At 44.2% G+C, this 26,561-nt stretch carries 23 protein-coding genes; 9 read left to right on the forward strand and 14 right to left on the reverse strand.

Annotated features, from left to right (window positions below):
* Positions 1 to 492: 492 nt before the first annotated feature.
* The 3 genes from sfsA to guaB all read right to left on the reverse strand — a co-directional run bounded on the left by sfsA (position 493) and on the right by guaB (position 4,482).
* Positions 493 to 1,212 carry a DNA/RNA nuclease SfsA gene (gene sfsA / locus DFP80_RS19990; RefSeq protein WP_113918555.1) on the reverse strand — a complete coding sequence of 240 codons (720 nt, stop codon included), beginning with the start codon at positions 1,210 to 1,212 and terminating at the stop codon, positions 493 to 495.
* Positions 1,213 to 1,309: 97 nt separating this feature from the next.
* Positions 1,310 to 2,887, reverse strand: coding sequence for a glutamine-hydrolyzing GMP synthase (guaA, locus tag DFP80_RS19995; protein ID WP_113918556.1), 1,578 nt, complete (start codon positions 2,885 to 2,887; stop codon positions 1,310 to 1,312).
* A 128-nt stretch (positions 2,888 to 3,015) separates the two neighbouring features.
* A complete protein-coding gene (gene guaB, locus DFP80_RS20000; protein WP_113918557.1) occupies positions 3,016 to 4,482 on the reverse strand; it encodes an IMP dehydrogenase in 1,467 nt (488 codons plus the stop codon).
* A 93-nt stretch (positions 4,483 to 4,575) separates the two neighbouring features.
* Here guaB and xseA point away from each other — a divergent pair, with 93 nt between their 5' ends.
* Positions 4,576 to 5,934, forward strand: a complete 1,359-nt coding sequence (gene xseA / locus DFP80_RS20005) for an exodeoxyribonuclease VII large subunit (RefSeq protein WP_113918558.1) — start codon at positions 4,576 to 4,578, stop codon at positions 5,932 to 5,934.
* A gap of 78 nt (positions 5,935 to 6,012) precedes the next feature.
* Here xseA and DFP80_RS20010 read toward each other — a convergent pair whose 3' ends face one another.
* On the reverse strand, positions 6,013 to 6,402 hold the full coding sequence (locus DFP80_RS20010; RefSeq protein WP_258546995.1) for a LysR substrate-binding domain-containing protein: 390 nt from the start codon (positions 6,400 to 6,402) through the stop codon (positions 6,013 to 6,015).
* A 35-nt stretch (positions 6,403 to 6,437) separates the two neighbouring features.
* Complete coding sequence (locus DFP80_RS20015; RefSeq protein ID WP_158601392.1) at positions 6,438 to 6,905, reverse strand: LysR family transcriptional regulator; 468 nt, start codon at positions 6,903 to 6,905, stop codon at positions 6,438 to 6,440.
* A 147-nt stretch (positions 6,906 to 7,052) separates the two neighbouring features.
* Between DFP80_RS20015 and DFP80_RS20020 the strand changes: the two genes are divergently transcribed.
* The 4 genes from DFP80_RS20020 to DFP80_RS20035 all read left to right on the forward strand — a co-directional run bounded on the left by DFP80_RS20020 (position 7,053) and on the right by DFP80_RS20035 (position 9,211).
* On the forward strand, positions 7,053 to 7,589 hold the full coding sequence (locus tag DFP80_RS20020) for a hypothetical protein (protein WP_113918561.1): 537 nt from the start codon (positions 7,053 to 7,055) through the stop codon (positions 7,587 to 7,589).
* Between the two features lie 36 nt (positions 7,590 to 7,625).
* Positions 7,626 to 7,997 carry a DUF4260 domain-containing protein gene (locus tag DFP80_RS20025; RefSeq protein WP_113918562.1) on the forward strand — a complete coding sequence of 124 codons (372 nt, stop codon included), beginning with the start codon at positions 7,626 to 7,628 and terminating at the stop codon, positions 7,995 to 7,997.
* 294 nt (positions 7,998 to 8,291) lie between these two features.
* Positions 8,292 to 8,738 (forward strand): Xre family toxin-antitoxin system antitoxin, encoded by a 447-nt coding sequence (locus DFP80_RS20030; protein WP_113918563.1) that lies wholly within the window; start codon positions 8,292 to 8,294, stop codon positions 8,736 to 8,738.
* 2 nt (positions 8,739 to 8,740) lie between these two features.
* Positions 8,741 to 9,211: an RES family NAD+ phosphorylase gene (locus DFP80_RS20035; RefSeq protein WP_113918564.1), complete on the forward strand. Its 471-nt coding sequence runs from the start codon at positions 8,741 to 8,743 to the stop codon at positions 9,209 to 9,211.
* Positions 9,212 to 9,449: 238 nt separating this feature from the next.
* Here DFP80_RS20035 and DFP80_RS20040 read toward each other — a convergent pair whose 3' ends face one another.
* A complete protein-coding gene (locus DFP80_RS20040; RefSeq protein ID WP_113918565.1) occupies positions 9,450 to 10,670 on the reverse strand; it encodes an MFS transporter in 1,221 nt (406 codons plus the stop codon).
* Positions 10,671 to 10,793: 123 nt separating this feature from the next.
* Positions 10,794 to 12,914: a TonB-dependent receptor gene (locus DFP80_RS20045; protein WP_113918566.1), complete on the reverse strand. Its 2,121-nt coding sequence runs from the start codon at positions 12,912 to 12,914 to the stop codon at positions 10,794 to 10,796.
* A gap of 135 nt (positions 12,915 to 13,049) precedes the next feature.
* On the opposite strand from DFP80_RS20045, the gene DFP80_RS20050 reads away from it, so the two are divergent.
* A complete protein-coding gene (locus tag DFP80_RS20050; protein WP_113918567.1) occupies positions 13,050 to 14,018 on the forward strand; it encodes a helix-turn-helix domain-containing protein in 969 nt (322 codons plus the stop codon).
* Positions 14,019 to 14,048: 30 nt separating this feature from the next.
* Here the strand turns inward: DFP80_RS20050 and DFP80_RS20055 are convergent, their stop codons facing one another.
* On the reverse strand, positions 14,049 to 15,416 hold the full coding sequence (locus tag DFP80_RS20055; protein WP_113918568.1) for a sigma-54-dependent transcriptional regulator: 1,368 nt from the start codon (positions 15,414 to 15,416) through the stop codon (positions 14,049 to 14,051).
* Entirely contained in the window at positions 15,403 to 17,319 is a 1,917-nt protein-coding gene (locus DFP80_RS20060; RefSeq protein ID WP_241560332.1) for a sensor histidine kinase, read from the reverse strand. The genes DFP80_RS20055 and DFP80_RS20060 overlap by 14 nt, the downstream gene beginning before the upstream one ends.
* A gap of 333 nt (positions 17,320 to 17,652) precedes the next feature.
* Here DFP80_RS20060 and DFP80_RS20065 point away from each other — a divergent pair, with 333 nt between their 5' ends.
* Genes DFP80_RS20065 through DFP80_RS20750 form a run of 3 tightly spaced genes read left to right on the forward strand, consistent with a single transcriptional unit; the run spans position 17,653 to position 20,224 of the window.
* Positions 17,653 to 19,077: a cytochrome ubiquinol oxidase subunit I gene (locus DFP80_RS20065; RefSeq protein WP_113918570.1), complete on the forward strand. Its 1,425-nt coding sequence runs from the start codon at positions 17,653 to 17,655 to the stop codon at positions 19,075 to 19,077.
* Entirely contained in the window at positions 19,077 to 20,087 is a 1,011-nt protein-coding gene (gene cydB / locus DFP80_RS20070) for a cytochrome d ubiquinol oxidase subunit II (protein WP_113918571.1), read from the forward strand. Before DFP80_RS20065 ends, cydB begins: the two co-directional genes overlap by 1 nt.
* Positions 20,087 to 20,224, forward strand: coding sequence for a hypothetical protein (locus DFP80_RS20750; protein ID WP_158601393.1), 138 nt, complete (start codon positions 20,087 to 20,089; stop codon positions 20,222 to 20,224). The genes cydB and DFP80_RS20750 overlap by 1 nt, the downstream gene beginning before the upstream one ends.
* A 95-nt stretch (positions 20,225 to 20,319) precedes the next feature.
* Here DFP80_RS20750 and DFP80_RS20075 read toward each other — a convergent pair whose 3' ends face one another.
* The 5 genes from DFP80_RS20075 to DFP80_RS20095 form a co-directional block, all read right to left on the reverse strand.
* A complete protein-coding gene (locus DFP80_RS20075) occupies positions 20,320 to 22,269 on the reverse strand; it encodes a TRAP transporter permease (protein WP_113918572.1) in 1,950 nt (649 codons plus the stop codon).
* 10 nt (positions 22,270 to 22,279) lie between these two features.
* Entirely contained in the window at positions 22,280 to 23,218 is a 939-nt protein-coding gene (locus DFP80_RS20080; protein ID WP_113918590.1) for a TAXI family TRAP transporter solute-binding subunit, read from the reverse strand.
* Positions 23,219 to 23,312: 94 nt separating this feature from the next.
* Positions 23,313 to 24,413, reverse strand: a complete 1,101-nt coding sequence (locus DFP80_RS20085; RefSeq protein WP_113918573.1) for an ABC transporter substrate-binding protein — start codon at positions 24,411 to 24,413, stop codon at positions 23,313 to 23,315.
* On the reverse strand, positions 24,403 to 25,833 hold the full coding sequence (locus DFP80_RS20090) for a sensor histidine kinase (RefSeq protein ID WP_113918574.1): 1,431 nt from the start codon (positions 25,831 to 25,833) through the stop codon (positions 24,403 to 24,405). Before DFP80_RS20090 ends, DFP80_RS20085 begins: the two co-directional genes overlap by 11 nt.
* Positions 25,826 to 26,497, reverse strand: coding sequence for a response regulator transcription factor (locus DFP80_RS20095; protein WP_113875829.1), 672 nt, complete (start codon positions 26,495 to 26,497; stop codon positions 25,826 to 25,828). Before DFP80_RS20095 ends, DFP80_RS20090 begins: the two co-directional genes overlap by 8 nt.
* Between the last annotated feature and the right edge of the window lie 64 nt (positions 26,498 to 26,561).

A 26,561-nucleotide genomic window follows, 5' to 3' on the forward strand; every position in this document is an offset into this window, starting at 1 on the left:
GCCAGCGTTCAATCTGAGCCATGATCAAACTCTTCAGTTAAAAAGTTTGCTTACTCAAAATCTATTACACTAACAATAACTTAATCAATTCATTGTCCCGAAGAACAATCAATCAACATAAAGCGAATTGACGTGTTAGACGTTTCGCAAGACTTCAATTTTTTTGATCGTCTCGAATGATCTAAACCATCCGGACAATCTTCTGAAGCCTCCAGCGAGCGCCCACACAAATTATCTGATTATCTATTTTAAAGAGCGTGCTAACTTGAATGACTAACCAAACCTTGATTTAGTTAGTTGAATTTGGTCTTCGTTGCTCTGAAGCCTTGTCCGTGTCAGCGAGGGCGTATATTAAGGATCTACAGATTTTGTGCAACCCTTTTCGACACTTTCTTTCGATTTATTTTAAATAAAAGCGAATTCGTTCATAAAACCGTCAAAAACCACTCTTTTTGGTTATAAAGCAACCAAACCAAGAGAGCTCGAGCATGATCAATCTGTCAATTCAGGCATATTCACAGAAACAGAACGCACCACTTTCATTTCCTGAGTGTCGATGGCCACTTGGTAAGCAATTACCTCAACACCTTTTGCAACCACCTCTATAAAAGCCTGTGCATACTTTTTATCGATATGAGCCGCTGGCGTAACAGAATCAATCCCTGTATGACTCACACAAAAGAACATTACCGCACGATGCCCTTCTTCGACCATATTAGCCAGCTCATACAAATGCTTGCGCCCACGCTCTGTCACGGCATCAGGAAAATACCCCAAACCGTCTTCTTCTAACAAGGTGACGTTTTTGACTTCTACATAACACTTGCGCCCATCACTGCTGGTTAACAACCAATCAATACGACTCTTCTCGCCATACTTCACTTCTGCTTTCTGTTCGCAGTAACCCGAAAGCTCTTTTACTACGCCATTGGCAATTGCTTCGCCTACTAATTTGTTTGGATAACCCGTGTTAATGCAAGCCAAATATCTTTCATCAACCTCAACCAACTCCCATGTATAGGCAAGCTTACGCTTTGGATTATCGCTTTTAGATAACCAAACACGAGCATCATCTTGCTGACAGCGCTTCATTGATCCCGTATTCGGGCAATGAGCCACCACGACCTCACCATTTGGCAACTCAACATCGGACAAAAAACGTTTATAACGTTTAATTAATTTCCCTTCTATTAAAGGCATTGAAAACTTCACAACAATGCTCCAGAACTTTCTTCAAGGTTTGAGACAAACAAAAACGGCCCTCTTTAAATAAAGAGAGCCGTTTCACTAGACCATTAACGCAGGAGGATTATTCCCACTCTATTGTCGCAGGTGGCTTAGATGATACATCGTAAGTCACTCGAGAGATGTGTTCGATTTCGTTGATGATGCGACCAGATACGGTTTCTAGCAATTCGTAAGGAAGGTGAGCCCAACGAGCCGTCATGAAGTCGATGGTTTCTACAGCCCGAAGCGCAACCACATATTCGTAACGACGACCATCACCGACAACCCCAACGGACTTTACTGGCAAGAAGACAGCAAAAGCTTGGCTTGTTTTGTCGTACCAACCAGAGCGACGTAACTCTTCGATGAAAATAGCGTCTGCACGACGCAGAATGTCGGCGTATTCTTTTTTCACTTCACCCAAGATACGAACACCAAGACCAGGCCCTGGGAATGGATGACGGTAAACCATGTCATAAGGAAGTCCTAACTCTAGACCCAACTTACGCACTTCATCTTTAAACAATTCACGCAGTGGTTCAACCAAAGCCATTTTCATATCATCAGGCAAACCACCAACATTGTGATGGGACTTGATAACATGCGCTTTGCCTGTTTTAGATGCCGCAGATTCAATAACATCAGGGTAAATTGTGCCTTGAGCAAGAAAATCAATACCATCTAATTTAGACGACTCTTCATCGAAGATCTCAATAAAGGTGTTACCAATGATCTTACGCTTTTTCTCAGGATCATTTTCGCCAGCCAGCTTACCAAGAAATAGATCTTCTGCATCAACACGGATAACTTTCACCCCCATGTTATCTGCGAACATTTTCATTACTTGGTCGCCTTCATTCAAACGGAGCAAGCCATTGTCCACAAATACACAAGTCAACTGATCGCCAATCGCTTTATGAAGCAAGGCTGCAACAACTGAGGAATCCACACCGCCAGACAAGGCCAACAACACTTTACGATCGCCCACTTGCTCTTGCATGCGCTCGATAGCATCTTGAGCAATGTTTGCAGGTGTCCATAAGGTGTCACAACCACAAATATCGACAATAAAGCGAGACAGAATACGTCCGCCTTGTAATGTATGCGTTACTTCTGGGTGAAATTGCACACCATAAAACTTCTTCGCATCATTCGCCATTGCTGCGATTGGACAACTATCCGTCGATGCCATCAAAGTAAAGTCTTCAGGCATGGTGCTAACTTTATCACCATGACTCATCCAAACATCAAGCAAAGCAACGCCATTATTAGCAATGTGATCTTGAATTTCATCAAACAACGCTGGACCTTCGTGCTTACGGATTTGCGCGTAGCCGAACTCACGAATCTCAGAACCCTGAACTTTACCACCCAATTGCTCCGCCATGGTTTGCATGCCGTAACAAATACCAAATACTGGCACGCCCAATGTAAATACTGCTTCTGGCGCACGTGGAGAACCCGGCTCAGGAACGGATTCAGGACCACCAGCAAGAATGATACCTTTTGGATCGAAGTCGATAACTTCCTGATCATCCATATCAAAAGCGCGAACTTCACAGTAAACACCGATTTCACGAACACGACGCGCAATCAATTGAGTGTACTGAGAACCGAAATCAATAATAAGAATTTTATGAGCGTGGATATCTTGCGACATTATTAGCCATTCCTTTCACTCTACTTAAGAGACAAATCTTTTCGTAGAAGTAATCAATAAATAGTAAGAGCAATAAATAAAGATGGGGCGTGTTGTACGCCCCATCTCAGTGTCAAATTATCTCGCGATTAACCAACGTGATAATTTGGCGCTTCTTTCGTAATAGTCACATCATGAACATGACTTTCACGCATACCAGCACCAGTGATCTTAGAGAACTGAGTCTTAGTACGCATAGTTTCAATATCAGCAGATCCAGTGTAGCCCATAGAAGAACGCACTCCACCCATCAGCTGATGAATAACCGCAACCATTGGTCCTTTTGATGGGACACGACCTTCAATACCTTCTGGCACCAATTTCTCAACGCTGCTTGAATCTTGGAAGTAGCGATCGCTTGAACCTTGAGATTGAGACATGGCTCCTAACGAACCCATACCACGATAAGCTTTGAATGAACGCCCTTGGAAAAGCACTACTTCACCAGGCGCTTCATCGGTACCAGCAAGTAAACCACCTACCATGATAACGCTCGCGCCTGCCGCAATTGCTTTACTGATATCACCAGAAAAACGCACGCCGCCATCAGCGATCACAGGAATACCGCGTGGATTCATGACCTCGGCAACATTTGCCACCGCACTGATTTGGGGAACACCCACACCAGCAACGATACGAGTTGTACAAATAGAACCAGGGCCGATACCCACTTTTACGCCATCAGCACCAGCATCAGCTAGGGCAATCGCCGCTTCTGCTGTTGCAATATTGCCGCCAACGACTTGAACGTGAGGAAAGTTTTCTTTTACCCAACGAACGCGATCAATCACGCCTTTAGAATGACCATGGGCGGTATCAACAACAATAATATCAACACCAGCATCAGACAAAGCTTTCACTCGTTCGCCTGTATCCGCACCAGTACCAACAGCAGCACCAACACGCAAACGACCTTGATCGTCTTTACATGCGTGAGGATAAGTTGTGGCTTTATTAAAGTCGGTAACAGTAACCATGCCACGCAATTCAAACTGCTCATTGACAATCAACACTTTCTCAATGCGATTCTCATGCAGCAACTTACGGATAGAACCAGATGATGCACCTTCAAGCGCCGTAACAAGACGATCTTTTGGTGTCATAATGTCAGAGACTTTTTTGTCGAAGTCTTTAACAAAGCGCACATCACGGCTTGTTACGATACCAACCAAGTCAGAGCCTTGAACAACAGGCACACTTGAGATGCTATTCGCTGCCGTCAGATCCATTAGCTCTTGAATGCTGGCTTCAGGGTTTATAGTAACAAGGTCGCGAACAATGCCACTTTCGAATTTTTTCACACGACGCACTTCACGAGCCTGCTCTTCAATGGTCAAGTTTTTGTGCACAATGCCAATGCCACCTTCTTGAGCCAGAGCAATCGCCATGCGATGTTCAGTAACGGTATCCATCGCTGAAGACGTAAGCGGTATATTTAACTCAATGTCTTTAGTGATTTTCGTTTTAAGGCTAACATCCTTAGGAAGAACTTCGGAATAGCCGGGGATAAGCAATACGTCGTCAAACGTTAAAGCTTCTTGCACGATTCGTAACATAATGGGGAGTTTCCAATGCCAACAAGGGTGTTAAGATGGCAAGTAATTCTACTCCTTTAGTTGCATTCGGTAAATCAAAACCAAGAGAGATTGATGAAAAAATTTACAACTTCTGCATCACAAGAAACGGCTTTTACCGTATCCCAGCTAAATAGACAAATACAACAACTACTTGAAGCCAGTTTACCGTGGATTCTTGTTGAAGGAGAGATCTCCAATCTCGCCAAACCAGGATCAGGCCACTGGTACTTTTCCCTCAAAGACGACAAGGCACAAATCCGCTGCGCCATGTTCAAAGGAAAAAATGCTGCGGTACGTTTTAAGCCCAAAGATGGCGATATGGTCCGCTTGCGTGCTCGCGTCACTTTTTATGGCCCAAGAGGCGACTGCCAACTCAGCGTAGAAAGCATGGAATCCGCAGGAGAAGGCGCATTACAACAAGCATTTGAACGATTGAAAAACAACTTACAAGCGGAAGGCCTTTTCACGCCGGAACATAAAAAATTACTTCCAACCAAGCCAGAGCGCATCGCCATCATAACCTCTCCTGTCGGTGCCGCTGTTCGCGATATGATAATTGCCTTTCGTCGCCGCTTTCCGTTAACCGAACTGACCATTTTGCCTTCTTTAGTGCAAGGCCAAGACGCTGCTAAAAACATTTTAAGGCAGCTACAACGAGCCGATGACAGCGGACACTTTGATGCGATTATTCTAGGGCGTGGTGGCGGCTCCTTGGAAGACCTATGGAGCTTCAACGACGAAACATTAGCACGCGCAATTTTTGCTGCCCAAACGCCTATTGTGTCAGCTGTCGGTCATGAAACCGACTTTACCATTGCGGATTTTGTCGCCGATGTTCGTGCGGCCACTCCAACGGCCGCCGCCGAACTGCTTAGCCCAGATCGCAACCAACTGCTTCGACAAATTGAGCAACAAGAAAAGCAACTGGTTCGACGCATGTCGCGCATTCTTGAACAAAGTCAGCAACAACTCGACTTTATGACCAAGCGCATTCGTCACCCCAAAGAGCGAATCGAGCAACAGCAAAACCAACTAGAACAACTCAAACGTCGTTTGCAGCAAAGCATCCAGCGCAAGATGTTGGAGCAACAAACACAAACCGCTAACCTAACTCATCGACTGGAAAGAAACAGCCCGACTCGCCGTATCGATCAAGACAGAAAGAAGCTCCAAGAGATAGATGCCCGCCTTGCACGCGCACTAAGCAACACCTTAACCAACAAACAGACAGCCTTTGCCCGAATCATCGACAAACTCAACCTTGTTAGCCCGCTCAACACCTTAGCCAGAGGCTACGCCATTGCCACCAAAGATGAACAAGTTATTCGTTCAATCAAGGATGTAGAGGAAGGCGATGTGATAAACGTCCGAGTTCAAGACGGCGAGATCAACTGCGCAGTAAACACAACCAAATCCAACCCACATGGATAAAAGCCTGCTCTCACCTTTACGAAGTCATTTCCTATAACAAAGAAGCGTCAGAGCCCTCGAAGACAATGCCCTCTTCCACTAAAATGCTTTTAGATGATCTACAAAAGCAGCAACTTGAAGGGGTAAGACTCGATCTCTCATCGAAACCAGATCAATACCTGCCGAGATAGATTGAGCCTGAGGAAGTAATTCTGTCACAGTACCTTGCTTTAACTCTTCTTCAAATAATATCTCTGGTACATTGGCAATACCAAGATTCGACATCACCAGCTGCTTAATCAACCTATCGTCATTTGCCGACATGGATGCCGTCGTCATTTCTAATTGTTTCACCATTTTCTTATCGTTTTTACTGAGCCAGGTTTTCATTGACGGGCAATCAGGGTGATAGTCAACAATATCGCTTTCGATAATATCCATAAAATGATTAAACGGGCCGTGTTCCTTAATAAATTCGGTACTCGCCAAGGTAATAAATCGCTCTTTCCTGAAGGAGGTAATATTCAACAGTGGGGCTTCTGAGAAAAAACCACCAGCCCCAAATCAGAATCACCGTGAATAATGTTGTTTACTGTCATGGCATCATCTTGTAACGCCAGCTCGACACAAACTTGTGGATAACGCTTCTTAAAGCTCACAATGATTGGCACTAACATCAAATTCGCCAATTCCATAGTGGTACCGATCTTGATAGAACCCACTATCGCGGCATGGTCATACTTCACTCTCAAGACATCATGCTCTAATGCTGATAAATGTTTTTCGGCGGTCTTTAATAATGTCCGACCTTCTTGAGTTAAATATATTTTTCGATGCTCTCTTTTAAACAGCAACACACCTAACTCATCTTCTAATTTCTTAATTTGATAAGAAACCGCCTGCTGCGTTAAATGAAGTTTTTTAGACGCCTTCGTTACGCTTCCATGCTTTGCAACCTGAACGAATGTCGCCAAGTTATTTAGATTCCGCACAACCACTCCCGTCAAAAAGATCATTAAACGCTTAAATTTAGCACAAATATTTTTTAATCAAGAGCAAAAAATAACTGTTATTTATTTGTTAATAATCCTCTCATAATCAACGCCTCTTGATCCTTCACGCTGAAAAAGGAAATTACTATGACGCCATTCTTACCCGTCACTAAAAACGCCCTCTTTGGTTGCGCTATGTGCTTATCCATAGGCAAAGTTCACGCCCTAGATATTGAAATAGACCCTTTGGCCTATGCACTGAACGGCCATTCAGTGCATTTTGGTTTTGGCGAGAATCAATTTCGCTTTGACATAGGAGTATTTGGATTAGACGCACCAGAAGCCTTCCATGGAGACGAACGCTACGATTTACGTTTTGACGGTTATGGCGTTAAATTAGATTACTTATTTGGCCGTTACTATGGTGCATTTATCGGCTTAGAAGCCAATTCGTCAAAAGTAAAATACACCCTAAAATCGACCAATCAAACAACCACTCGTACGCAAATATCTCTCGGGCCAAGAATTGGCTACCGTATCATGTACAGCAAAAACATCACTATCACACCATGGATAGGCATCGATTTTAACCTCGACCATGACGACGTTTCTCTCAACGGACAGAAGTTCGATAGCAGCCCTATTTCTTTATTTCCAACCGTACACTTGGGCTGGAAATTTTAACCATATAAAATGACAAAGCTCATGGAGATCATTTGAATGAATCAAGCTACGGGTAATCTCAGAAAGGTACTAAGGTGTGAAGGATTAGCCATTCTCATATTATCGGCTCTCGCTTTTACATACAGTGAGACCAGTTGGATACTCTTTGCTCTACTTTTCTTGGCACCAGACCTTTCCCTAATAGGCTATTTGCTTGGAAGTAAAGCAGGAGCGATGTCATATAACGCCACCCACTCCATAATCGGCCCTACCATTTGCATTGGTGTCAGCATTCTTACAGACCACCATACTCAAATGGCAATAGGATTAATCTGGTCAGCACACATAGGATTTGATCGAAGCCTAGGCTACGGACTCAAATATACCAAAGGTTTTAAACACACTCATCTCGGAAAAATTGGAAAATAAATGGCCTAATCAAACTTGATCCAAGACAAGACTAGCGTCTTGGAGACCATTCTCGACGGTTTTTTTAAGTAAAACCCTTTCTTTCAATGCTCTCTCAAAGATTTCATTGTCTTTCATAGTCAGTATGACACTCAGATAAATCGACGTGAACACCCAATTGCGAAGGCCGCGCCTTTAGACTGGATCGATGGCGATACCGAAGCCAACTAAGCTCTTTTCTACCTTACAAATCCCTGCTTGCTAAAAAGTCCATTTGAGCTAAACTATAAAAACCAAATGAGCCGAGGTGATGTTATGTCTGTCGTTAAAGCGTTTAAACCTCAAAAGTCAAAAGCCTATAGCTTTTGGGAAGGCTTGGGGATTGCTGAGTCTGATGCGTTGGTGGGCAACTCTGTTCGCGAAGGGTTTACCACTTACGCTTACGATCAAATTCTTGCGCGCACTAAGCTGTCTCGCACTAAGTTTCAACAGTTTACCCATATTCCTGTCAGTACGATTAAGCGCCGCTTAGAAAAACAGGAACGTTTCAGCACTCAAGAAAGCGATGTAATGTATCGCTTAGCTTTGTTGACGAAATTAGCATCAGACATGTTTGACGATGAAGACGCGGCACTGGCGTGGATGGAGCAAGCGACCTATGGTTTAGGTGGTAAACGTCCATTGGATATGATTGCGACGACGGTAGAATTTGAACAAGTAAGAGACCTAATTGGCCGAATCGAACACGGTGTCTTTTCTTAATAATGAAGCTGTTTCGACTGACCCAGAAAAAATTCTCAGATGACCCATTCAGCCCTCTAGGCGCACGTCGGTTTGGTGGCCGCTGGAACACCAAAGGCACAGACGCTCTATACTTTTCTGAGTCTGAATCCTTGAGCACATTAGAAGTGTTTGTTCATGTGAACAGCCATCCTAACATTATGAATCAATACAACTTATACTGTATTGAATTGCCAGATCATTTGATTGCTCGATTAGAAAAGGAAGACTTACCCACTCAATGGCGCGCCATTCCCTTTTCTGAAAGTACACAAGCCATTGGCGATGAGTTTCTCACTTTAGCCGACGATGAATTTGCCGCGTTACAAGTACCATCTGTGATTTCCCCTAGAGATTGCAACTATCTAGTTAACCCATATCATCCTGCTATGAAGGCTGTTTTAGCATCGGCCGTCAAACTCAATTTTGAGTTTGACCCTAGAATTTTCAAATAGCGCCTTGTCGTGATAATCCAAATGGTTTCGCCGTCTTAGTGCGATTATCAGCCTTGTTCTGCAAGGCGATTTGAATCATTTTTATCTCCAACCTTTACCTCTTTCTTCTAGTGTCCCCTCAAAGGCCTCGATGTCTTTTTTGACACTGTCGAACAATTCATTCGACTAACCATAGAAGCACCATGGTCAGGCTGCCACTCAGTCAATAGATATTCTTTTTGAATGACTCAAATAACGATTATTCAGGCGCATCAACTAACTTGTAGGGTAATACCAGCAAGATGGCCAATACGGTCATGGCTAATGCGAGATATAGCACTCCAACGTACCCTATCATGCCAACAAATGCGGTTCCCACCGAGATAACCCCCATACTAAAAAAAAGATTAATGCTGTACTGCATAGTATATTCTGACCCTGGTGAACCACTTTCCTGAGCAACACGATCCATCATAAAAGTCGCTAAGACCGTTGCGGCAGGGTTATAACAAATAAAATACACACCAACCGCAATCGTAACGGACACACTGTCACTGACACCATTGACCAAGAAACCTATCGCGATGACACCGGGCAACTGAAACAGCGCCGCAAAGACCAAGGCTTTTCGACGCGTCACCTTCTTTATCAACCAACCCGCCAGTAATGCAGAGAGCACTCCTAAAGCAGAACCAGCCACATTGACGGACCAGCCGATCTTTTCAAGCGTCCAACCTTGATCGACTAACATGGGAGTAATCAGGCTATACGCTAAACTGCTACCAATCGGATAGACCATCAAAATAGATAGCCAATACTTACCACCTGGACTTTTCCACAAGCGCTTTATTTGCCTTAAAACAACCCATCCTGTCTCATGTTTAATATCGCCACCGGATTCTGTGTAAAACATCAGTTGAATCAGCGAAATGCTCGTTATCATCATCAAAATAATCAAACAACTATGCCAACCAATCCAGCTGTAGGCCACCAGCACAACACCCGCACCAAGCAGATCCCCTAACAAGCCACCTGATATCTGAATACCGTTACCAATGCCTCTATCTTGCCAACTCAACCGCCGACATGCTGTCGCATCAACGGCAATGTCTTGAGTGGCCGAGAACAAAGCCAATAACGAACACAAACCATATACCCACCAGAAATCCTTCAGCACATCAAAGAGCATTAATGATGCGAAGACTAAAATCATGCCAGTTTGCATAAAAATCAACCAAGCTCGGTAATGACCCAATCGACCAAACGAGATACGATCAACCCAACTGGCCCATAGAAATTTAAATGGCCACACTAAACCTAGCGCATACACCATACTAAGCATTTCAAAAGACCCGCCCTTGGATCTCAAAATCGCCACTAAGGCGACAACCAAAAAGCCAATTCCCAATGACTGGGTTGTATATAAACTGATAAACAAGCACCACTCGGACGCCTTCATCGGTTGTTGACGTTCTCTCATATTAACTGCATACACAAGAACCAATACCTCGGCCTATATTTAAGCCCTATCCGCCACACTAAAAATGCAGTGATCAACCACATTGATCACTGCCACCATTTTTTATGACACTTTATTCAATCTCTACAAATCGTAACGAACCCCTAAACCCAATGTTCTTCCTCTGCCTGGAGCACCATAAATCGCGGTTGCAGAGCCATAATATCCATACAAGTCATATTCTTCGTCTAACAAATTATTGCCCCAGAAATAAAGCTCGGCATTTTCAATACTGACGCCAATATGCATATCGATTTTGTTATAAGCATTGAGATCAAAATGGTTTTGAGGATCAGCCGAACGCACACCGGTATACTTCCAACCTAATCGAGTATTCAACATAGGGGCACTTAAACCTGATATTTGTAAGGGTCTCTTCCAAGAAACAGATACATTAGCTGACCAAGGCGACACATCAGGGACTTGATTACCTTTCTTCACATCACCACCACCAATCCCAACTAACTCACTCTGAATGGTCGCATCGATATAGCTAACACCACCTTTAAGGGTGAGGTTATTTTTCAATGCTAATGTGGTGCTCAATTCAGCGCCTAAACTGCGAGTATCGGCATTGACGACACTCGAAATAAAGGTCTGAGAATCATAGGAAAGAAGATGATTGTCTGTTACTTCATTATAAAAAACCGCACCGTTGACAGTATATCGTCTGTCCGCTGAGGCCTTCTTCACGCCAAATTCGAATGAGTCGACTTTTGCCGCTTTATACGGTTCACTCTCGACTGATTGCGTTGCATAGTCATTGAAACCACCTGGGTTGTAACCACGAGCAAAAGACGCATAAAGCCGTGTTGTATTTGTTAACTCATACCCCAATGCCAGACGCCCAGTAAAAAAATGATCGTCTAGTTCTCGATGCTCTGTCGTGACATTACCACTGTTATAATAAGCGCCATCATATTCACGATCTTCCCATGAATACCTTAAACCAGAAGTCAGGTCCCAACGCTGCGCAACGGGAAACGTTACCTCGCCGTAAACGCCATATCGGTTTGTTTCAAAGTCCCTTTGACGTGCTCTACTCGTTCCAGAACTGTTATAAGGCGTATCATAAGAGCGATCCGATTGAGACACACTGCCTCCAGTTACCCAAAAGACATCGGCACCAGGCAGTGAAGAAAGACGGACATCTTGAGTAAACACCTTTTCATGGCTTTCATCTGTTTGCCAGTATTCTTCTGACTGATCATTCAGTAACTTATTTAAGTATCGGTCATATGCGACAGGAGCGATATTGTACGAGTCCGTATAACTGGAAGAGGCGGTAAATTGACTGTTGTCTAAGTTATGAGAAAGTTTTACTGAATAACGTTTTACTTCTTTTTCATCATCGTCATAAAGCCCAGGGGTCAGGCTAACCGAGGGATTAGATGAATAGGGGCGAAGCACAAACATCTCTGCCATATTTTCAATGGTCTGCTGCTCAACCGATACAAGCACACTCGTACGCTCAGACTTTTCCCATAGCAAACTCCCTCTGAATGCTTCATTTTCAGGGCTACTCATTGGGGCACCTGTTTGATCATTCGTCACCCAATGATCATAGCCTGATTTTCTAACGGCGAAACGACCACTTAGGCTTTCCGTTAAAGCACCGCCAAATGCACCTTCCAGTAAGTGCTGATTATCATCGCCATATTCCGCACGAAAGTAACCATCTTGATATGAGGTTGGTTTACGACTGGCGATATTAATACCACCCGCTTCACCAAGCCCTCCAAATAATGTACCTTGAGGGCCTTTAAGAATTTCAACTCGCTCTACATCTAAGGTGCCTAAAGAAATATTTCGGCTTGAAATTGGGCTTCCATCTAACATAACGGCCACAGAGCTATCATCCATACTCATAGGATAAAGCGAGCCGATCCCTCGAATATAAATACTGGAAACATTCGCGCCACCTGATGTATTCAAGTTTACGCTTGGCTCACTTAATAAAACGTCTTCTAAATTCGTATAGCGCAGCTCTTCAATCGTATCTGAATCCATCACCTCTACGCTGAATGCCAAATCTTTAGCCTGCTCACCTTCCTGTCTGGCTGAAACATAAATCGGCTCCAGAACGTCTTCGCTAGTATCTAAATCCTTCTTGGCATAAGAAAAAGAACTTAATAATGCCAAAACCAAACTATTACTAAGAACAAATCCACCTTTACCTAAGCCTACAAGTCGTCTGTCACTCATTCACATATCCTCTTTAGATAAACCGCCCCTCCATGTCTACAGAGGATCTAAATCAAATGATAATGAGTTGCATTTAATCTAATACCTGATTACAGTCAATTTTCACCTCCAATGAGTCAAATTAGGTTTAAGTGAATGCTTTCCCATGAGTTCATCACAACAGAAAACCAACCAATTCTAGTCACAGAGCTGATTAAAACCTCCTCGTCCATTACTTGGTCGGGCAAGAATCACTGCCAAATAGCCATCCTAAAATTATTTGATGGTATTCAGCTGATGTATTGGTACAGCCAATTCGCTCAGGAGCACGATATGCAGTTGGAGGACGACTCAGATAATATTTATTTTAGCTTTAACCTAAACTTAGACGGCATGGCTCAATGTCGATTTAAGCAGTCAAATGACTATGCTGAATACGATGTCTTTCAAGGTTGCGGTGTCATTAGCTACCACCCGACACACAGGGGAAGTTACATACAAGAAGGAATATTGGAAAATCTAACGCTCATTGTCGACAAGACAACACTGCCTGAACTGATTAGCAATCATGAGCAATTACTATCACAGCTAAGCACTCAAGAAGGCTACATAGCGAATTTATACCTTCCAGAGCTATACGCTACGGCGAGACAACTTTACGATGAAATGGGAACCGCTGACTCCATTCGGAATCATTTATGGTTCCAAGGTAAGGGACTCGTATTCGCTAGCCTTTTCATGGACTGCCTGTCACCTCAATCCAATGTACATCGTATTTCTATGTCAGACCAATGCCGACTCTTCACCTTAAAAAACGATTTACTCGCCAATCTTAGTCACCCACCAACCATTGCCCAGCTTGCCAAAACGTATGGCTTTAGTGCGAGCACCCTAACCCGTAATTTTCGTAGAGTATTTGGATGCAGCATTCATGAAATGCTACAACGAGAGCGAATGGAAATAGCCCATCATAAACTTTTGCACTCCGAAGCAAATGTCACCCAAGTTGCAACAGAAATTGGCTACAGCAACATCAGCCATTTCTCTAATGCGTTTCGAAAACATTTTGGCCTACTACCGGGGCAAGTACGACGTGAACACCCAATTACGAAGGCCGCGCCTTGAGAATAAAAACACGGCCAATTTACAGAGTATTCACACCCCATAGCGTTCTATTTTCTTGATCAAACCTTGTCGAGATAAGCCCAGTTTTTTCGCGGCTTGCGTGCGATTGTCAGCCGTCTTTTGCAAGGCTGCTTGAATCATTTGGATCTCTAGCGCCTGCACTCTTTCTTCCAATGTCCCTTCAAAGGATTCAATGTCGTCTTGGGTCTTGTTTGGAAATTCAGGCGTTTGAGGAAACAACAGCACAATGTCCTCCATGGTCAAACTGCCACTCGGGCAAATCGACGCCACACTCTCAAGGGCATTTTTTAACTCTCTCACATTACCGGGCCATGTTTGGTGCCGAAACCATTGCAACGCCTCGCCACTCAGTTGCAAGTGTTTATCTTGAGACATTTGCAAGCGAGAGAGAAATGCTTGCAGTAACACGGGCACATCTTCCAAGCGCTCCGCCAACGCTTGCGTTTCAATATTGACGCCTTTGATTCGATAATATAGATCTTCTCGAAAGCTTCCTTCTTTCACTTTTTCCAGTAAGTCGGCGTTGGTCGCTGACACAACTCGAATGTCGATCTGCTTCTGCGTTCGCCCTCCTACGGGATAAAAGGTACCTTCCTGCAATACTCGCAGCAGCTTGACCTGCATTGGCAATGGCATCTCACCGATTTCATCAAGGAATAAGGTGCCACCATCGGCCAAACTCAATAACCCTTCTTTGTCTTTCTCAGCCCCTGTGAACGCGCCTTTCATATAACCAAACAACTCACTTTCCAGTAGCTCAGCTGGGATCGCGCCACAATGAACCGACACAAACGCTTGAGCGGCTCGGTGACTCAAGTCATGCAATGTCCGAGAAATGACTTCTTTCCCTGTCCCAGATGGCCCCGTCACTAGCACTCGAACATCAGTCGGCGCAATACGCTCGATCAGCGCCCTAATTTTTTGCGCCCCTATTGATTGCCCAATGTAAGCGGCGGCCCCTTCAATCTGCTGACGGTTTTCTTTCAGGTGGGCGACTTCTTTTTCTAAGGTGGTTTTGGTAATCGCTCGACGCACCACAACTGCCAACATATCTGGATCAATCGGCTTGGCAATAAAGTCCCATGCGCCAAGTTCAATGGCTTTAAGCGCCAAATCCCGATCTGCGTGACCAGTTATAATGATTACTGGGCGGCCAGAAAAGTCACCCAGAGCCTCCAGGGTAACTTGCGGATCAAAATGCGGCGGCATAGACAAATCCAGCAGCACCAAGTCTGCATCAAACGACACTAATGCACTTCGGGCTTCATCTAAACCGCCCGCCGTTTTTACATGATAATCTTGGTTCGCCAACCAGCGACTAGCCAGTTCACGGAAAGCCGGTTCATCATCAACCAGTAATATTTTATTTTGTGTCATGAAATTCTCTATTCGAAATCGCAGTGCCAGAAAAGTGGCAAGGTAAAATAAGCTCGAATGTCACCGGCCAAGTAGAATCAGAACGATGTCTAATTTTTCCACCATGGGCATCCACAATACGACGCACAATAGCGAGCCCCAAGCCACTGCCGCCTGCCCGTTTGGTGACAAAGGGTTGAAATAACGCCTCGCCTTGCAAACTTGAGTCGATGGCTGGCCCATTGTTATGCACTTGAATCACCATGTGTTGACCCTGTTCTTTGGCTTCAATAAATAATTTGCCATTTGACCTATTGCGCAAAAAAGACACGGCGTTATCAATGAGATTAATAAACACCTGTTGCAACCGTTGTGGATCGGCATCCAGCTCCATTCTTTCATCGATATCAAGCTCAAACGCCACGCCTTCTAACTGAGCCTGCGCCAGAATACTCGCCACCAATGGTCGCAATGGTGTAGAAACGATTTGCAATGACAAGCCTCCGGAATACACAAGCATATCACCTACCAAACGATCGGCGCGTTTAAGCTGAGTTTGAATATGCTGGCGAGTCTCAGCAGGTGTGTCATAGGCTGCCATAGAAATAATATTTAGAGGATTGCGAAGCTCATGAGCCATCGCCGCAGACAAGCTACCCAGCTCAACTAAGTGCTGCTCGTCCATGCGTTTTCGTTCTGCCACCGCCAAGGCCAGCGACCTTTCAAGCAAACCGCAGCTGGTCGAAAACAAAGAGGCAAACACTTCCGCCGTCAAACGCATTCCAGGACTGGCGTCTTCCCAACCAATCAAAACAAAGTGCCAATCAGAATCTGATCGAGACACTCGTATTGCTAAGGCGTCATTTTGCTCTTTAACAGGATAAGTAGAACTATTTAGTTGAATTGCCACGTTACGTCTTATCTGAGATGAGAGTAAACGCTCACCAATGACGACCAATTGCGGCCAGTCTTGTGCTTCTTTTAATTGCGTTGACCATCTGTCCAAAACCGCTTCATTCAACGAGGCTCCGGGGTAAATAAGACGCGATACCAAGCGACTCAAAGGCTGATAAATAAGGGCAGCGACGACCAAGATAAACAAGGAATACAACCAAAGCTGCCAACTGGGAACATTGGCTAACGCCTGTAAACCTATGCGCCCAGACACCACACTGATCACCGCAATAACACAGAGAATCACCAGCATCATGGCAACCCAAAGCAAAGCCCGATTGGCAAACGCATTTACAGACAAAATTTGATAACGCACCACTGCGTAGACCAACAACAGCAAATAGGTCGGCAGCAGTAACATGGGATAAGGAAACCAACTAATACCAAAAGAAGGAAAGACAAAACTGGTCGCCAACAATAACCCCCAAGCCCCGACGCCAAACATGGCAAGAATGGAGCGTTTTTTATTGCCAGAATGTCGATACCAACCAAACAACAGTACGCCATGAGCCAAAATTCCGATCAACACCGTATAGGCAAGATTCCATGTCCCAGCCTCGGTAAAGATAAAAAAGGAGCGCGTATCTAGCGTACTGATGGCATCGCCTGCTCCGATCCACCAGCTTTGTAAAACCACCGCAAAACTGGTCAGATAAAACCAAGGTACTGCTTGGTATAAACGCTCTAACATCGGCTCTTTAACTGAGCCAGAATTCACAAAACGAATCGCAAAATGTAAGAAGAAGGTCGGCATCAAGGGGTTAGCTAAAATGATATGAATGCCAATTTGCTCATAGCCCTGAAACAAAACCACATGCCCGAAGCACCAAATCGCCATCATAATGGCAAACCCAGCCAAGGCTTGTAGATCACTTTGTTTTCTTGCTCGCCACAATAGCCAAACAGCGACCAAAACGCCGCACACACTGGTCACCAGCATAGCAACTTCAAACATCAACGAAAGCGTCAAAACCGTAAACCTCGTTTACACCAAAAAGTGAGAAAATCGTAAACCTTTTTTACACTTCAAGCAAAGATATAAATTTTTCCTTTAAAATCAGATATATAAAAATCATAAATAGTTGGCCTATCCTTTGCTCTACTAAAATCAACCTTTGATCTATATCAAACTATTATCAACTTATAGGACAGGCATCATGAATACTGGCTTTTTAATGACTGAAATCATCGCACTCTTCAGCATTATAGGATTAGCGCTGTTACCACTGGCTTTGCAGCAGATGCGCACATTACGCATAAAAAACAATTCCTAAATCCACCTATATTTAAAGCAGGAGTTGCCATGGATCTCGATGTCGCCATTTTATCTCGCATACAGTTCGCTTTTACGGTGAGCTTTCATATTATTTTCCCCAGCATCACCATTGGTTTGGCGACGCTGATTACCATTTGGGAAGGCTTATGGCTTAAAACTCACAACCCTTATTACTTACAACTGGCCAAGTTTTGGATCAAACCCTTTGCGATTACCTTTGGCATGGGCGTGGTGTCTGGCATCGTTTTGTCCTATGAATTTGGTACTAACTTTTCCAAATTCTCGGAAATTACCGGTGCAGTGCTTGGGCCATTGATGGCATACGAAGTACTGACCGCTTTCTTCATGGAAGCCGGTTTCCTTGGCGTCATGCTGTTTGGTTGGCAACGTGTTGGTCGTAAGCTGCATTTCTTCGCGACGCTCACCGTGATGGTAGGTACTTGGATTTCAGCGTTTTGGATCATTGTGGCGAACTCTTGGATGCAAACACCAACAGGCTACAAGATCATCGATGGCAAGTTTGAAGTCGCCAGCTGGATGGAAGTGATCTTCAACCCATCTATGCCGTATCGTCTTACTCACATGGTGGTGGCATCATTAATTACCGCGACTTTCGTGGTGGCTGGTATCAGTGCTTATTACTTGTTGAAAAAGCAGCACGTTCCTTTTGCCAAAAAAGGCCTGTCCATGTGTATGTGGTTTGCCTTGGTATTAACGCCTCTACAAGCATGGATTGGTGATATGCACGGTTTAAACGTAAGAGAGCATCAGCCAACTAAGTTGGCAGCGATGGAAGGCATCTGGCCAGCGGAAGAAGAAAACGTTCCCTTATTGTTATTCGCCATGCCAAATATGGAAAGCGAGTCGAACGATTATGAAATCGGGATTCCCAACCTAGGTAGCCTGATCTTGACTCACTCTTGGGATGGCGCAGTGCAAGGCCTGAAAGCCGTTCCACCAGAAGACAGACCCAATGTCCCCTTAGTGTTTTGGTCTTTCCGCGTTATGGTGGGCATTGGCTTTGGCATGATTGGCATCGCGATACTCGCCCTGTTATTACGTCGTAAAGGCCGCTTGTATGAAAACAAAGCCTTCCTGTCTCTTGTGACATTATTTACCCCTATGGGTGTCATTGCAGTGTTGGCAGGTTGGTATGTGGTGGAAATCGGTCGTCAGCCTTGGATTGTCTATAACCTTGTTAGAACCTCGGAGATTGTATCGCCGCTACCTCCAGAACGCGTGCTGTTTACCTTAACGATGTTTGTGATCATTTACAGTTTGCTCATTGGCGTTTACCTATATTTCATGCGCAAGCTGATTAAGAAAGGGCCGCCATCAATGGAAACATTAGAGCAGCAACTGATTGGTATGAAAGCGCCGGGCTACGCATTAGCTTGGGTGAAGTCGCTAAAAACAAAAGATCACCCAACAATAGAACAAGGAGATAAATGATGGATTTGGCTCTTTTCTACTTCCTTGTCTTAGGCTTTGCCATCTTTATGTACGTGTTACTCGATGGCTTTGACCTTGGGATTGGCATTCTCTACCCTTGGTTTAACCAAGAAGGCGAACGAGATCACTTAATGCGTTCTATTTCACATGTTTGGGATGGCAACGAAACTTGGTTGGTGTTTGGTGGTGTCGTGTTGTTTGCGGCGTTTCCAGCTGCTTATGCTGGCATTACTTCGACTTTTTACCTGCCTATCATGCTGATGCTATTTGCCTTGATCTTTCGTGGTGTGGCATTCGAGTATCGGTTTAAATCCGATACCTCACGACCTTATTGGGATTTCGCCTTTAGCGCGGGTTCGGCTATCGCGGCGTTTTGCCAAGGCATGTTGCTAGGATCAATTGTTCAAGGCGTGCCAGTCGGTGTCGATAGCTTATCTAGCCTACACTGGCTAACGCCCTTTTCTATCCTAACAGGCTTTTCTGTAATGGCAGGTTATGCTTTGTTGGCCGCTTGTTATCTGTTTATGAAAAGTCGTGGCCGTATTCAAGATCATGCAGCCAAGCTAGGAAAACGACTCTTGTTGATCACTATTTTAGCCATGATAATCGTGAGTTTATGGACAGTAGCGAGCCAAGTAGACATTCGTCAACGTTGGTTTTCTGGTTTGAATTTCTTGTGGCTATCGCCCTTACCTATTATCACCTTAATCGTCGCGGTTTTGGCTTGGAGAGATCTAAACAGTCACGCTACCGGAACCGTTCATCATGAAGGTCGACCTTTTTGGTATGCCGCAACCTTATTTTTACTGGGCTTTGCTGGTCTTGTCGTCGGTTTATTTCCATACCTGATACCAAGACAATTAACCTTTATGGAGGCCGCATCACCAGACAGCAGCTTACTCTTCTTACTGCCCGGTATTTGCATCTTTGTTCCATTAATTTGTGCTTATACCTTATGGGGTTATCGCGTTTTTTCTGGCAAGGTGGAAGATTATCAGGAGGGTTACTAATGCCATTAAAAAACCTGAAAGAAAAAGTCGCCAAACTCAAGTCGTGGCAGTGGTTTTTACTCTTATACGGTGTCGGCTTTATTGCTGTATTCACTGCGTCATATGGCATTAAGTTACTAATGAATGGGCTGCCTTAGACAGTCAAAACTGCCACGGAAGCTGTTGAAAAAAACGCACATTTCATGCAGAGAAATGTGCGTTTTTTATGTCGTTTGCTTAGTTTCCTAAACTATTAAGCGTCGGCTTTCATGGCGTCGGGCTTTGTTTGCATGCTTGCTTTGAACAACAATCCAGCAAATAACACAACACCAATAATACGAGCACCCACTATCGCGATAGACGTGTCCGTTGCGGACGCTGGCCAAGCGATTAATACCGCTGCGACCACATAGGTCAATCGAGTTGGCCAAGATAAGTTTTCACGTAACCAACCTGAAAAGCCGATACTCATTGAAGCAGTCGCCAAGGTCGCAAACAAGATTGCTGCAATAACACTGGCGGTAGAACCAATCAACAACACACCCGGCATGGTAACAAACAAAAACGGCACTAAGAGTTTCACAAAGCCCAAACGCATAGACTCCACCGCGGTTTCATTTGGTTCCGCACCAGAAATTGTCGCCGCCGCATAAGCTGCTAATGCAACAGGCGGTGTAATGGCAGACACCAAACCAAAGTAGAAAATAAACATATGTGCCGATAAGATTTCCATACCTAGCTGCGTCATCGCAGGTGCTACTAACACCGCAAGTAATAAATACGCAGCTGATGTCGGTAAGCCCATCCCTAAAACAAAAGAGGCCAATGCGGTAAGCAACAATACGGCCCACAAATTACCGTCGCCCAGCTCAATGATTAAACCAGATAGCATTAATCCCATGCCCGTTAGATTTAATATGCCAATAATCACACCTGCGGCAGCCACGGCAGCCACGATAGGTAAAGTGGAAGATAATGTTTCCTTACATGCTGATATCAAATCGAACACATTTATACGAGTGGCTTTTTTCCATGGGCACACTAGCAAGCCAGCGAGAATCCCCATAACGGCGGCTTGAGTTGGAGACTTGCCTGAAATCATCAGACCAATCAACACAACCAATGGAAGCAAAAGATAACTCTTCGTTCTTAGTGTTCTTAGCAACAACTGCAAACCTGCTTCCGTATCTCGAGCTAGGTTAAGTCGTCCAGCTTCAAGGCGAACCGAAATCATCAAGGCCAAAATATATAAAAGCGCTGGCACTAAGGCCGCCATGGCCACTTCGGCATACGGGATACCAATCATTTCCGCCATCAGGAAAGCAGCGGCTCCCATAACTGGAGGCATAATTTGCCCTGCGGAGGATGCAGCAGCTTCAATCGCACCCGCTAATTTCGCACTGTATCCAACACGCTTCATCAATGGAATCGTAAAAGTGCCGGTAGTAACGACATTGGCAACCGCACTACCATTAAGCGAACCAAGCAAGGCACTAGACAAAGCAGCCGACAGACCAGGGCCACCTTGCACGCGTCCCGTCAAACCCCGAGCTAAATCAACAAAAACCTCACCCGTACCAATCTTAGTTAAGATGGCTCCAAACAAACCAAATAGGAAAATATACTCAACGGCGACGCCCATTGGCACGCCATAAACGCCTTCAGTCGATAACATCAGAGTTGAGGTTAAACGACTAATATCATAGCCACCGTGACCATATTTACCAGGGACCAAATAGCCAAAGCACGCATAAAGAAAAGCCAGCGCCATTAAGATAATTAATGCCCGACCCACCGCGATACGAACAAAGGCAAACACCACCACAATGAGAGCAATAAAGATAAATCGATCTTGCTCAACTGACATAGCACCACGCATCACAATATCAATGTAGTGATGCCATAAATAAGGGCCAGGTATTAGTGCCAATAATGCAAGTAGATAAAATACGCCTCGGCCAACGACACTTTTGTACCTCAACGCATAAAACAGCATGGCCGCCGCGGCAACAAGAGAAAAGAACGACGACCTCAATAGCAACGCGGTAATGCCACCATAATAGGCACCATAAAGCACAAGCCCAGCAATTCCAGCGGCGATCACACTAAACAATAAAGAGACTGCTAGACGTTCCTTGCCACCAGCGAATTTTGATTCAAGTAGCAAGCTTTGAAAGCCATTGCTGGAACCTGAGTTCAACATAATGACGCTCCTATTTGCCACTTACTTCGTCGTAATATTTTTTCGCACCTGGGTGCAAAGCAACGGGAGTATGTCTTGCCGTGTCTAATGATATTGCTTTTGCTTGAGGATGAATCTTACCCAGCTCTTCTAGATTCGAAAAAATGGTTTTAGTGATGTCATAGATCTTACTCTGATCTTCTTTACCACTCGTAAACAAAATCGCTGGATCGTTAATCATCACAACTTGTTTTGTTTGATCTGGATAGGTTCCGACAGGTAAGGAGTAAGCTTGATAAAAGGGATACTTCTGGATCAAATGGTCTAACTTCTCAATACTCGCAGACAAGAGTTTCATGTCTGTTTGTGAGTCAAGATCAATCAAAGAAGAAGTTGGTGCACCCGCTAGAACAACCGTTGCATCTACTTGGCCATTAACCAAGGCTTTTACACCTTCATTATAAGAAAGAAAGCGCGGAGTAATGTCTTCAAATACACCATATTCTTGTAGTAAACGTGTGGCTAATACAGCCGCATTACTGCCCGGAGGACCCATGCTGACACGCTTGCCTTTTAACTGTTCAAAAGAGTCGACGCCATTACCGGAGATCGTCGCCACTTGCAGTACAGCGGGATATAAATAAGCAATACCAGCAACATCTAATGGGCCACTCACTTTAAATGGGCCTTCACCACTCTGAGCTTCAAAGAGAGTAGAGGAAGAAGACAGCCCGAGTGTCATTTGACCTGCCGCAACACGATGGTTGTTCTCAACGGAAGCCCCCGTTACTTCCGCCCGTGCGGTGGTGTTCTCCATGTGCTTGTTCAGCGTCTCAGAAATACCTGCGCCAATCACATAGAACAAACCACCCGTTCCACCCGTTCCGATCGAGACACGCTCAGCGGCAACAACAGCAGTCGACGCCAGAGAGACACACAAAGCACTTGCTACAAAGATTTTTCTCAACATGGGATTCTCCATTGTTATTTTTGTTGTTTGCATTAGCACTTTAATCAACAAACCTTTCATGAACCTTTCATAGGTATCAACAAAACAATGAATTCTATTTTTTTCGATTCAATACTGGTTGGATAGCATCACGCCATTCTGAGTAAATAAGCCTTTTTTTCGCATCGTCGGTTTGAATCAGCAATTCGAGCCCTAAAGGTATAGGACGAAAAATTCCATGCGGTAGTTTACTCAACTCATCACGACTAAATGGGCCTTTAACCTTTGTACTTATTGGCGTAAGAGCGGATTGATTCGCCAGTATATGCTGCCCTTCAGGGGATAATAAAAGGTCGATAAAACGTTTCGCTAATGTCACTTTTTGAGCATCACGAGGAATGAATGCCGTGCGCATAATGATCGTCGTATAATCCGTCGGCATAATGGTTTTTATCCATGAATACTTTTGTGTCCATTGATAGGAATAAGCACCAACCAGATTATAAGCGATGAAAATTTGGCCTTTCAGAAGCCCGTCGAGCATAGATGCCGTGTCTGTATAAAGCTGAGCTTGATGCGTTCCAAACGCTTCTAACAATCGTCCATAACTACGAGATTGCTGTCCATCATAGGCCCACGCTAAATACCCTAATCCTGACTGCTGAATATCAAACAAGCCAATTTTCTCGTCTAGAAGATGATTCTTACTGCGGATCAAATTCAATAACTGTTCACGACTTTGCGGCAACGCTTCTCTAGCTAAAATATCTGTGTTTATCGCCGTCACGATTGGTTCGTAAGTAAAACCAAATAACTCACTTCGCCAATGTGAATCCTTAGGGACATGACCAAGCTCTGGTGAGTCATAAACCAAGGCGTAGCCATCATTTGCTAACTTAAACTGTAAGTCCATGGCTGGGCTAAGCATCACGTCCGGTCGAGCATTAGGCTCTGAAAGAAATTGCTCATAGAGATGACGAGTGTTCGATTCGGTATAGTGTATAGCTACATTCGTGTATGTCTCTTGATATGCCTTAAACAAAGGTGAGATTACCCGATGATTTACAGCACCATAAACAGTTAGCACTTCCCCTTCAAACTTTGGCTGTTTATTCAAACTTGGAAAAATAATAGACGTTCCTGATTGTGCCGCACCAGCCAATGCCATGTGACTAAACAAGATTAAACAAAGCCCCAGTCGACAATTAACTTTCATAAGAAAGTCCTTTTTGTTGAAGGAAAATCACTTCTACAATCAACCCTGACGGCAGGTTATCTTTTAAATGAAATCTAGCATCATGGTGCTCTGCGACATCTTTGGCAATGGATAAACCAATTCCGGAACCAGAGGCAAAATTATCAGGACTACGATAGAAATACTCAAAAATGTGTTCTTTATCTTTATCTGGAACACCAACACCTTGATCTCGAATTTGTAACCTAATCGAAGTGTCAGGCAGCTCGTTCATCACCATTAGCTCAACTTCAACAACGCCGCCCTTCGGACTATATTTGATGGCATTTTCAATAATATTTTGCAGCATCTGTTTTAGCGCAAATTCATCGCCCTTAATCGTCACCTGGATGTTGCCTAAATATTCAATTTCGACCTGTCGCTCTAGCGCCCAAACCACCAGCTCACGACATGTCTCTTTGACGACATGATCCAAAGACACAGGGCTAAAAGGATGACTCTGATAACGATGTGTCAGCGTCGCGCGACTAAGAAGCTGATTGACTGTACCAGTCAACACATTGCTGCTTTCTAAAATATGTTGTAGTTGTTTTTGACGTAGCGTTTCATCGGTTTCATCGATCGCATTTTGTGCTTGCGAGTTCAAGCCAGCCAAAGGAGTTCGTATCTGATGAGCGGCTTCTGCGGTGAAGCGTTGTAAACGGCTCAAGGTATTATCCAACTGAGCCATGAAGTAATTAATACTCTTTAATAAAGGCGCTATTTCACTGGGAACATTGGCCTCCAACGGCGATAACTCTTGGGGAGAGCGCTCGGTAATAGCTTGTTTAATCGCTTGTAATGGCTGTAATACTCGCCAAATAACAAAAAGCAATAAGAGCAAAGTAATAACGAAAAATAAGGCCACAAACTGCAATGCCATGTGACTGACTTCCGTCGCGGCTGCGCGGCGTGCGTCCAATGTTTGCCCGACGATTATAAAGACATCGTTTACACTGTCCGCTTCTAACAAACGCTTCCCTAACGCAACAAAACGCACCTTTTCACCGTGATACATGGTTTCATAATAAATGGGGATAAATTTTTCTTTTTCGCTAGATTGTTGAAGTAACTGAGTAAATGGAATATTGGGAAGGTCTTTATAGCCTGTCAGCACCTGATATCGCCCATTCATAATGGCATAAAATGCACGATCAGAGGCAGACAGGGCTAAGGTTTCAAAAGCGGAAACGGGCAAATCAATAAAAACTTGCGAGTCTAAAATAGTGATGTTTTCAGCCATCTGCAAAGCTGAACCATATAAAAGCCGATCATAAGACTCTTTTGCCGCACGATTCGCATAGATATGAGCACTCCAAAGCGCAATAATGTTAATGACGATCAGCACCGCCGCAACCATTAGGATCAATTGCCGACGAATCGATGTAGTCGCTTTAGCCATGATGTTTTTCCAACAGATAACCTAAGCCGCGAATGGTTCTGATATTGATGTCACTGTCTTGCAGAGATTTCCGCAGGCGTGCTACGTAGATTTCAATCACGCTTGAATTTGGATTTTCATTAAAATTATAAATATGTTCGATTAAGGATTCTTTGCTTAACACTCGACCTGTATGGCTAATAAACACCTCTAACAAACGAAACTCACGTTGTTTTAGCTCTATAAGGTTGCCATCAACAGTCACCGAGCATGCTTGAAGATCTAAACTCACATTGCCATATTCTATCGTATTCTGCGCTTGTCCTTGGCTACGACGCAATAAGGCACGACAACGGGCTTCCAGTTCGCCAAAGTCCACTGGTTTCGTCATATAGTCATCAGCCCCCAAATCCAATAACTCAATACGATCTTTAATTCCATCACGTGCAGTCAGTACAATTACAGGCGTATTAGAGTGCTTTTTGCGCAGATTTTGTAAAATTTGATTGCCTGTCATATCCGGTAGATTTAGATCCAATAACATAAGGTCGTATTCTTGCAAAGCCAACATCTGAGTGGCTTGTAAACCGGTCTGAGCAAGATCAAGACCATGACCCATTCGACTGATTCTTTGACTGATGGCTTCGCCTAAAATACGATCATCTTCCACTACTAAAATACGCATAATATTGAGGCTCTTGTGACGTTGTATTGTTGTCAGTCAGATGAAGGCTGATATTCGATTTTCA

The sequence above is a fragment of the Marinomonas rhizomae genome (genome assembly GCF_003315485.1).
GTDB classification, from domain to species: Bacteria; Pseudomonadota; Gammaproteobacteria; order Pseudomonadales; family Marinomonadaceae; genus Marinomonas; species Marinomonas rhizomae.

Excerpts from the sequence above, each read along its gene's own strand:
- guaA (WP_113918556.1), bottom strand. The coding sequence starts at position 2,887 with ATGTCGCAAGATATCCACGCTCATAAAATTCTTATTATTGATTTCGGT.
- guaB (WP_113918557.1), bottom strand. The coding sequence starts at position 4,482 with ATGTTACGAATCGTGCAAGAAGCTTTAACGTTTGACGACGTATTGCTT.
- xseA (WP_113918558.1), top strand. The coding sequence starts at position 4,576 with ATGAAAAAATTTACAACTTCTGCATCACAAGAAACGGCTTTTACCGTA.
- DFP80_RS20020 (WP_113918561.1), top strand. The coding sequence starts at position 7,053 with ATGACGCCATTCTTACCCGTCACTAAAAACGCCCTCTTTGGTTGCGCT.
- DFP80_RS20025 (WP_113918562.1), top strand. The coding sequence starts at position 7,626 with ATGAATCAAGCTACGGGTAATCTCAGAAAGGTACTAAGGTGTGAAGGA.
- DFP80_RS20030 (WP_113918563.1), top strand. The coding sequence starts at position 8,292 with ATGTCTGTCGTTAAAGCGTTTAAACCTCAAAAGTCAAAAGCCTATAGC.
- DFP80_RS20035 (WP_113918564.1), top strand. The coding sequence starts at position 8,741 with ATGAAGCTGTTTCGACTGACCCAGAAAAAATTCTCAGATGACCCATTC.
- DFP80_RS20040 (WP_113918565.1), bottom strand. The coding sequence starts at position 10,670 with ATGAGAGAACGTCAACAACCGATGAAGGCGTCCGAGTGGTGCTTGTTT.
- DFP80_RS20045 (WP_113918566.1), bottom strand. The coding sequence starts at position 12,914 with ATGAGTGACAGACGACTTGTAGGCTTAGGTAAAGGTGGATTTGTTCTT.
- DFP80_RS20050 (WP_113918567.1), top strand. The coding sequence starts at position 13,050 with ATGCTTTCCCATGAGTTCATCACAACAGAAAACCAACCAATTCTAGTC.
- DFP80_RS20055 (WP_113918568.1), bottom strand. The coding sequence starts at position 15,416 with ATGACACAAAATAAAATATTACTGGTTGATGATGAACCGGCTTTCCGT.
- DFP80_RS20065 (WP_113918570.1), top strand. The coding sequence starts at position 17,653 with ATGGATCTCGATGTCGCCATTTTATCTCGCATACAGTTCGCTTTTACG.
- cydB (WP_113918571.1), top strand. The coding sequence starts at position 19,077 with ATGGATTTGGCTCTTTTCTACTTCCTTGTCTTAGGCTTTGCCATCTTT.
- DFP80_RS20750 (WP_158601393.1), top strand. The coding sequence starts at position 20,087 with ATGCCATTAAAAAACCTGAAAGAAAAAGTCGCCAAACTCAAGTCGTGG.
- DFP80_RS20075 (WP_113918572.1), bottom strand. The coding sequence starts at position 22,269 with ATGTTGAACTCAGGTTCCAGCAATGGCTTTCAAAGCTTGCTACTTGAA.
- DFP80_RS20080 (WP_113918590.1), bottom strand. The coding sequence starts at position 23,218 with ATGTTGAGAAAAATCTTTGTAGCAAGTGCTTTGTGTGTCTCTCTGGCG.
- DFP80_RS20085 (WP_113918573.1), bottom strand. The coding sequence starts at position 24,413 with ATGAAAGTTAATTGTCGACTGGGGCTTTGTTTAATCTTGTTTAGTCAC.
- DFP80_RS20090 (WP_113918574.1), bottom strand. The coding sequence starts at position 25,833 with ATGGCTAAAGCGACTACATCGATTCGTCGGCAATTGATCCTAATGGTT.
- DFP80_RS20095 (WP_113875829.1), bottom strand. The coding sequence starts at position 26,497 with ATGCGTATTTTAGTAGTGGAAGATGATCGTATTTTAGGCGAAGCCATC.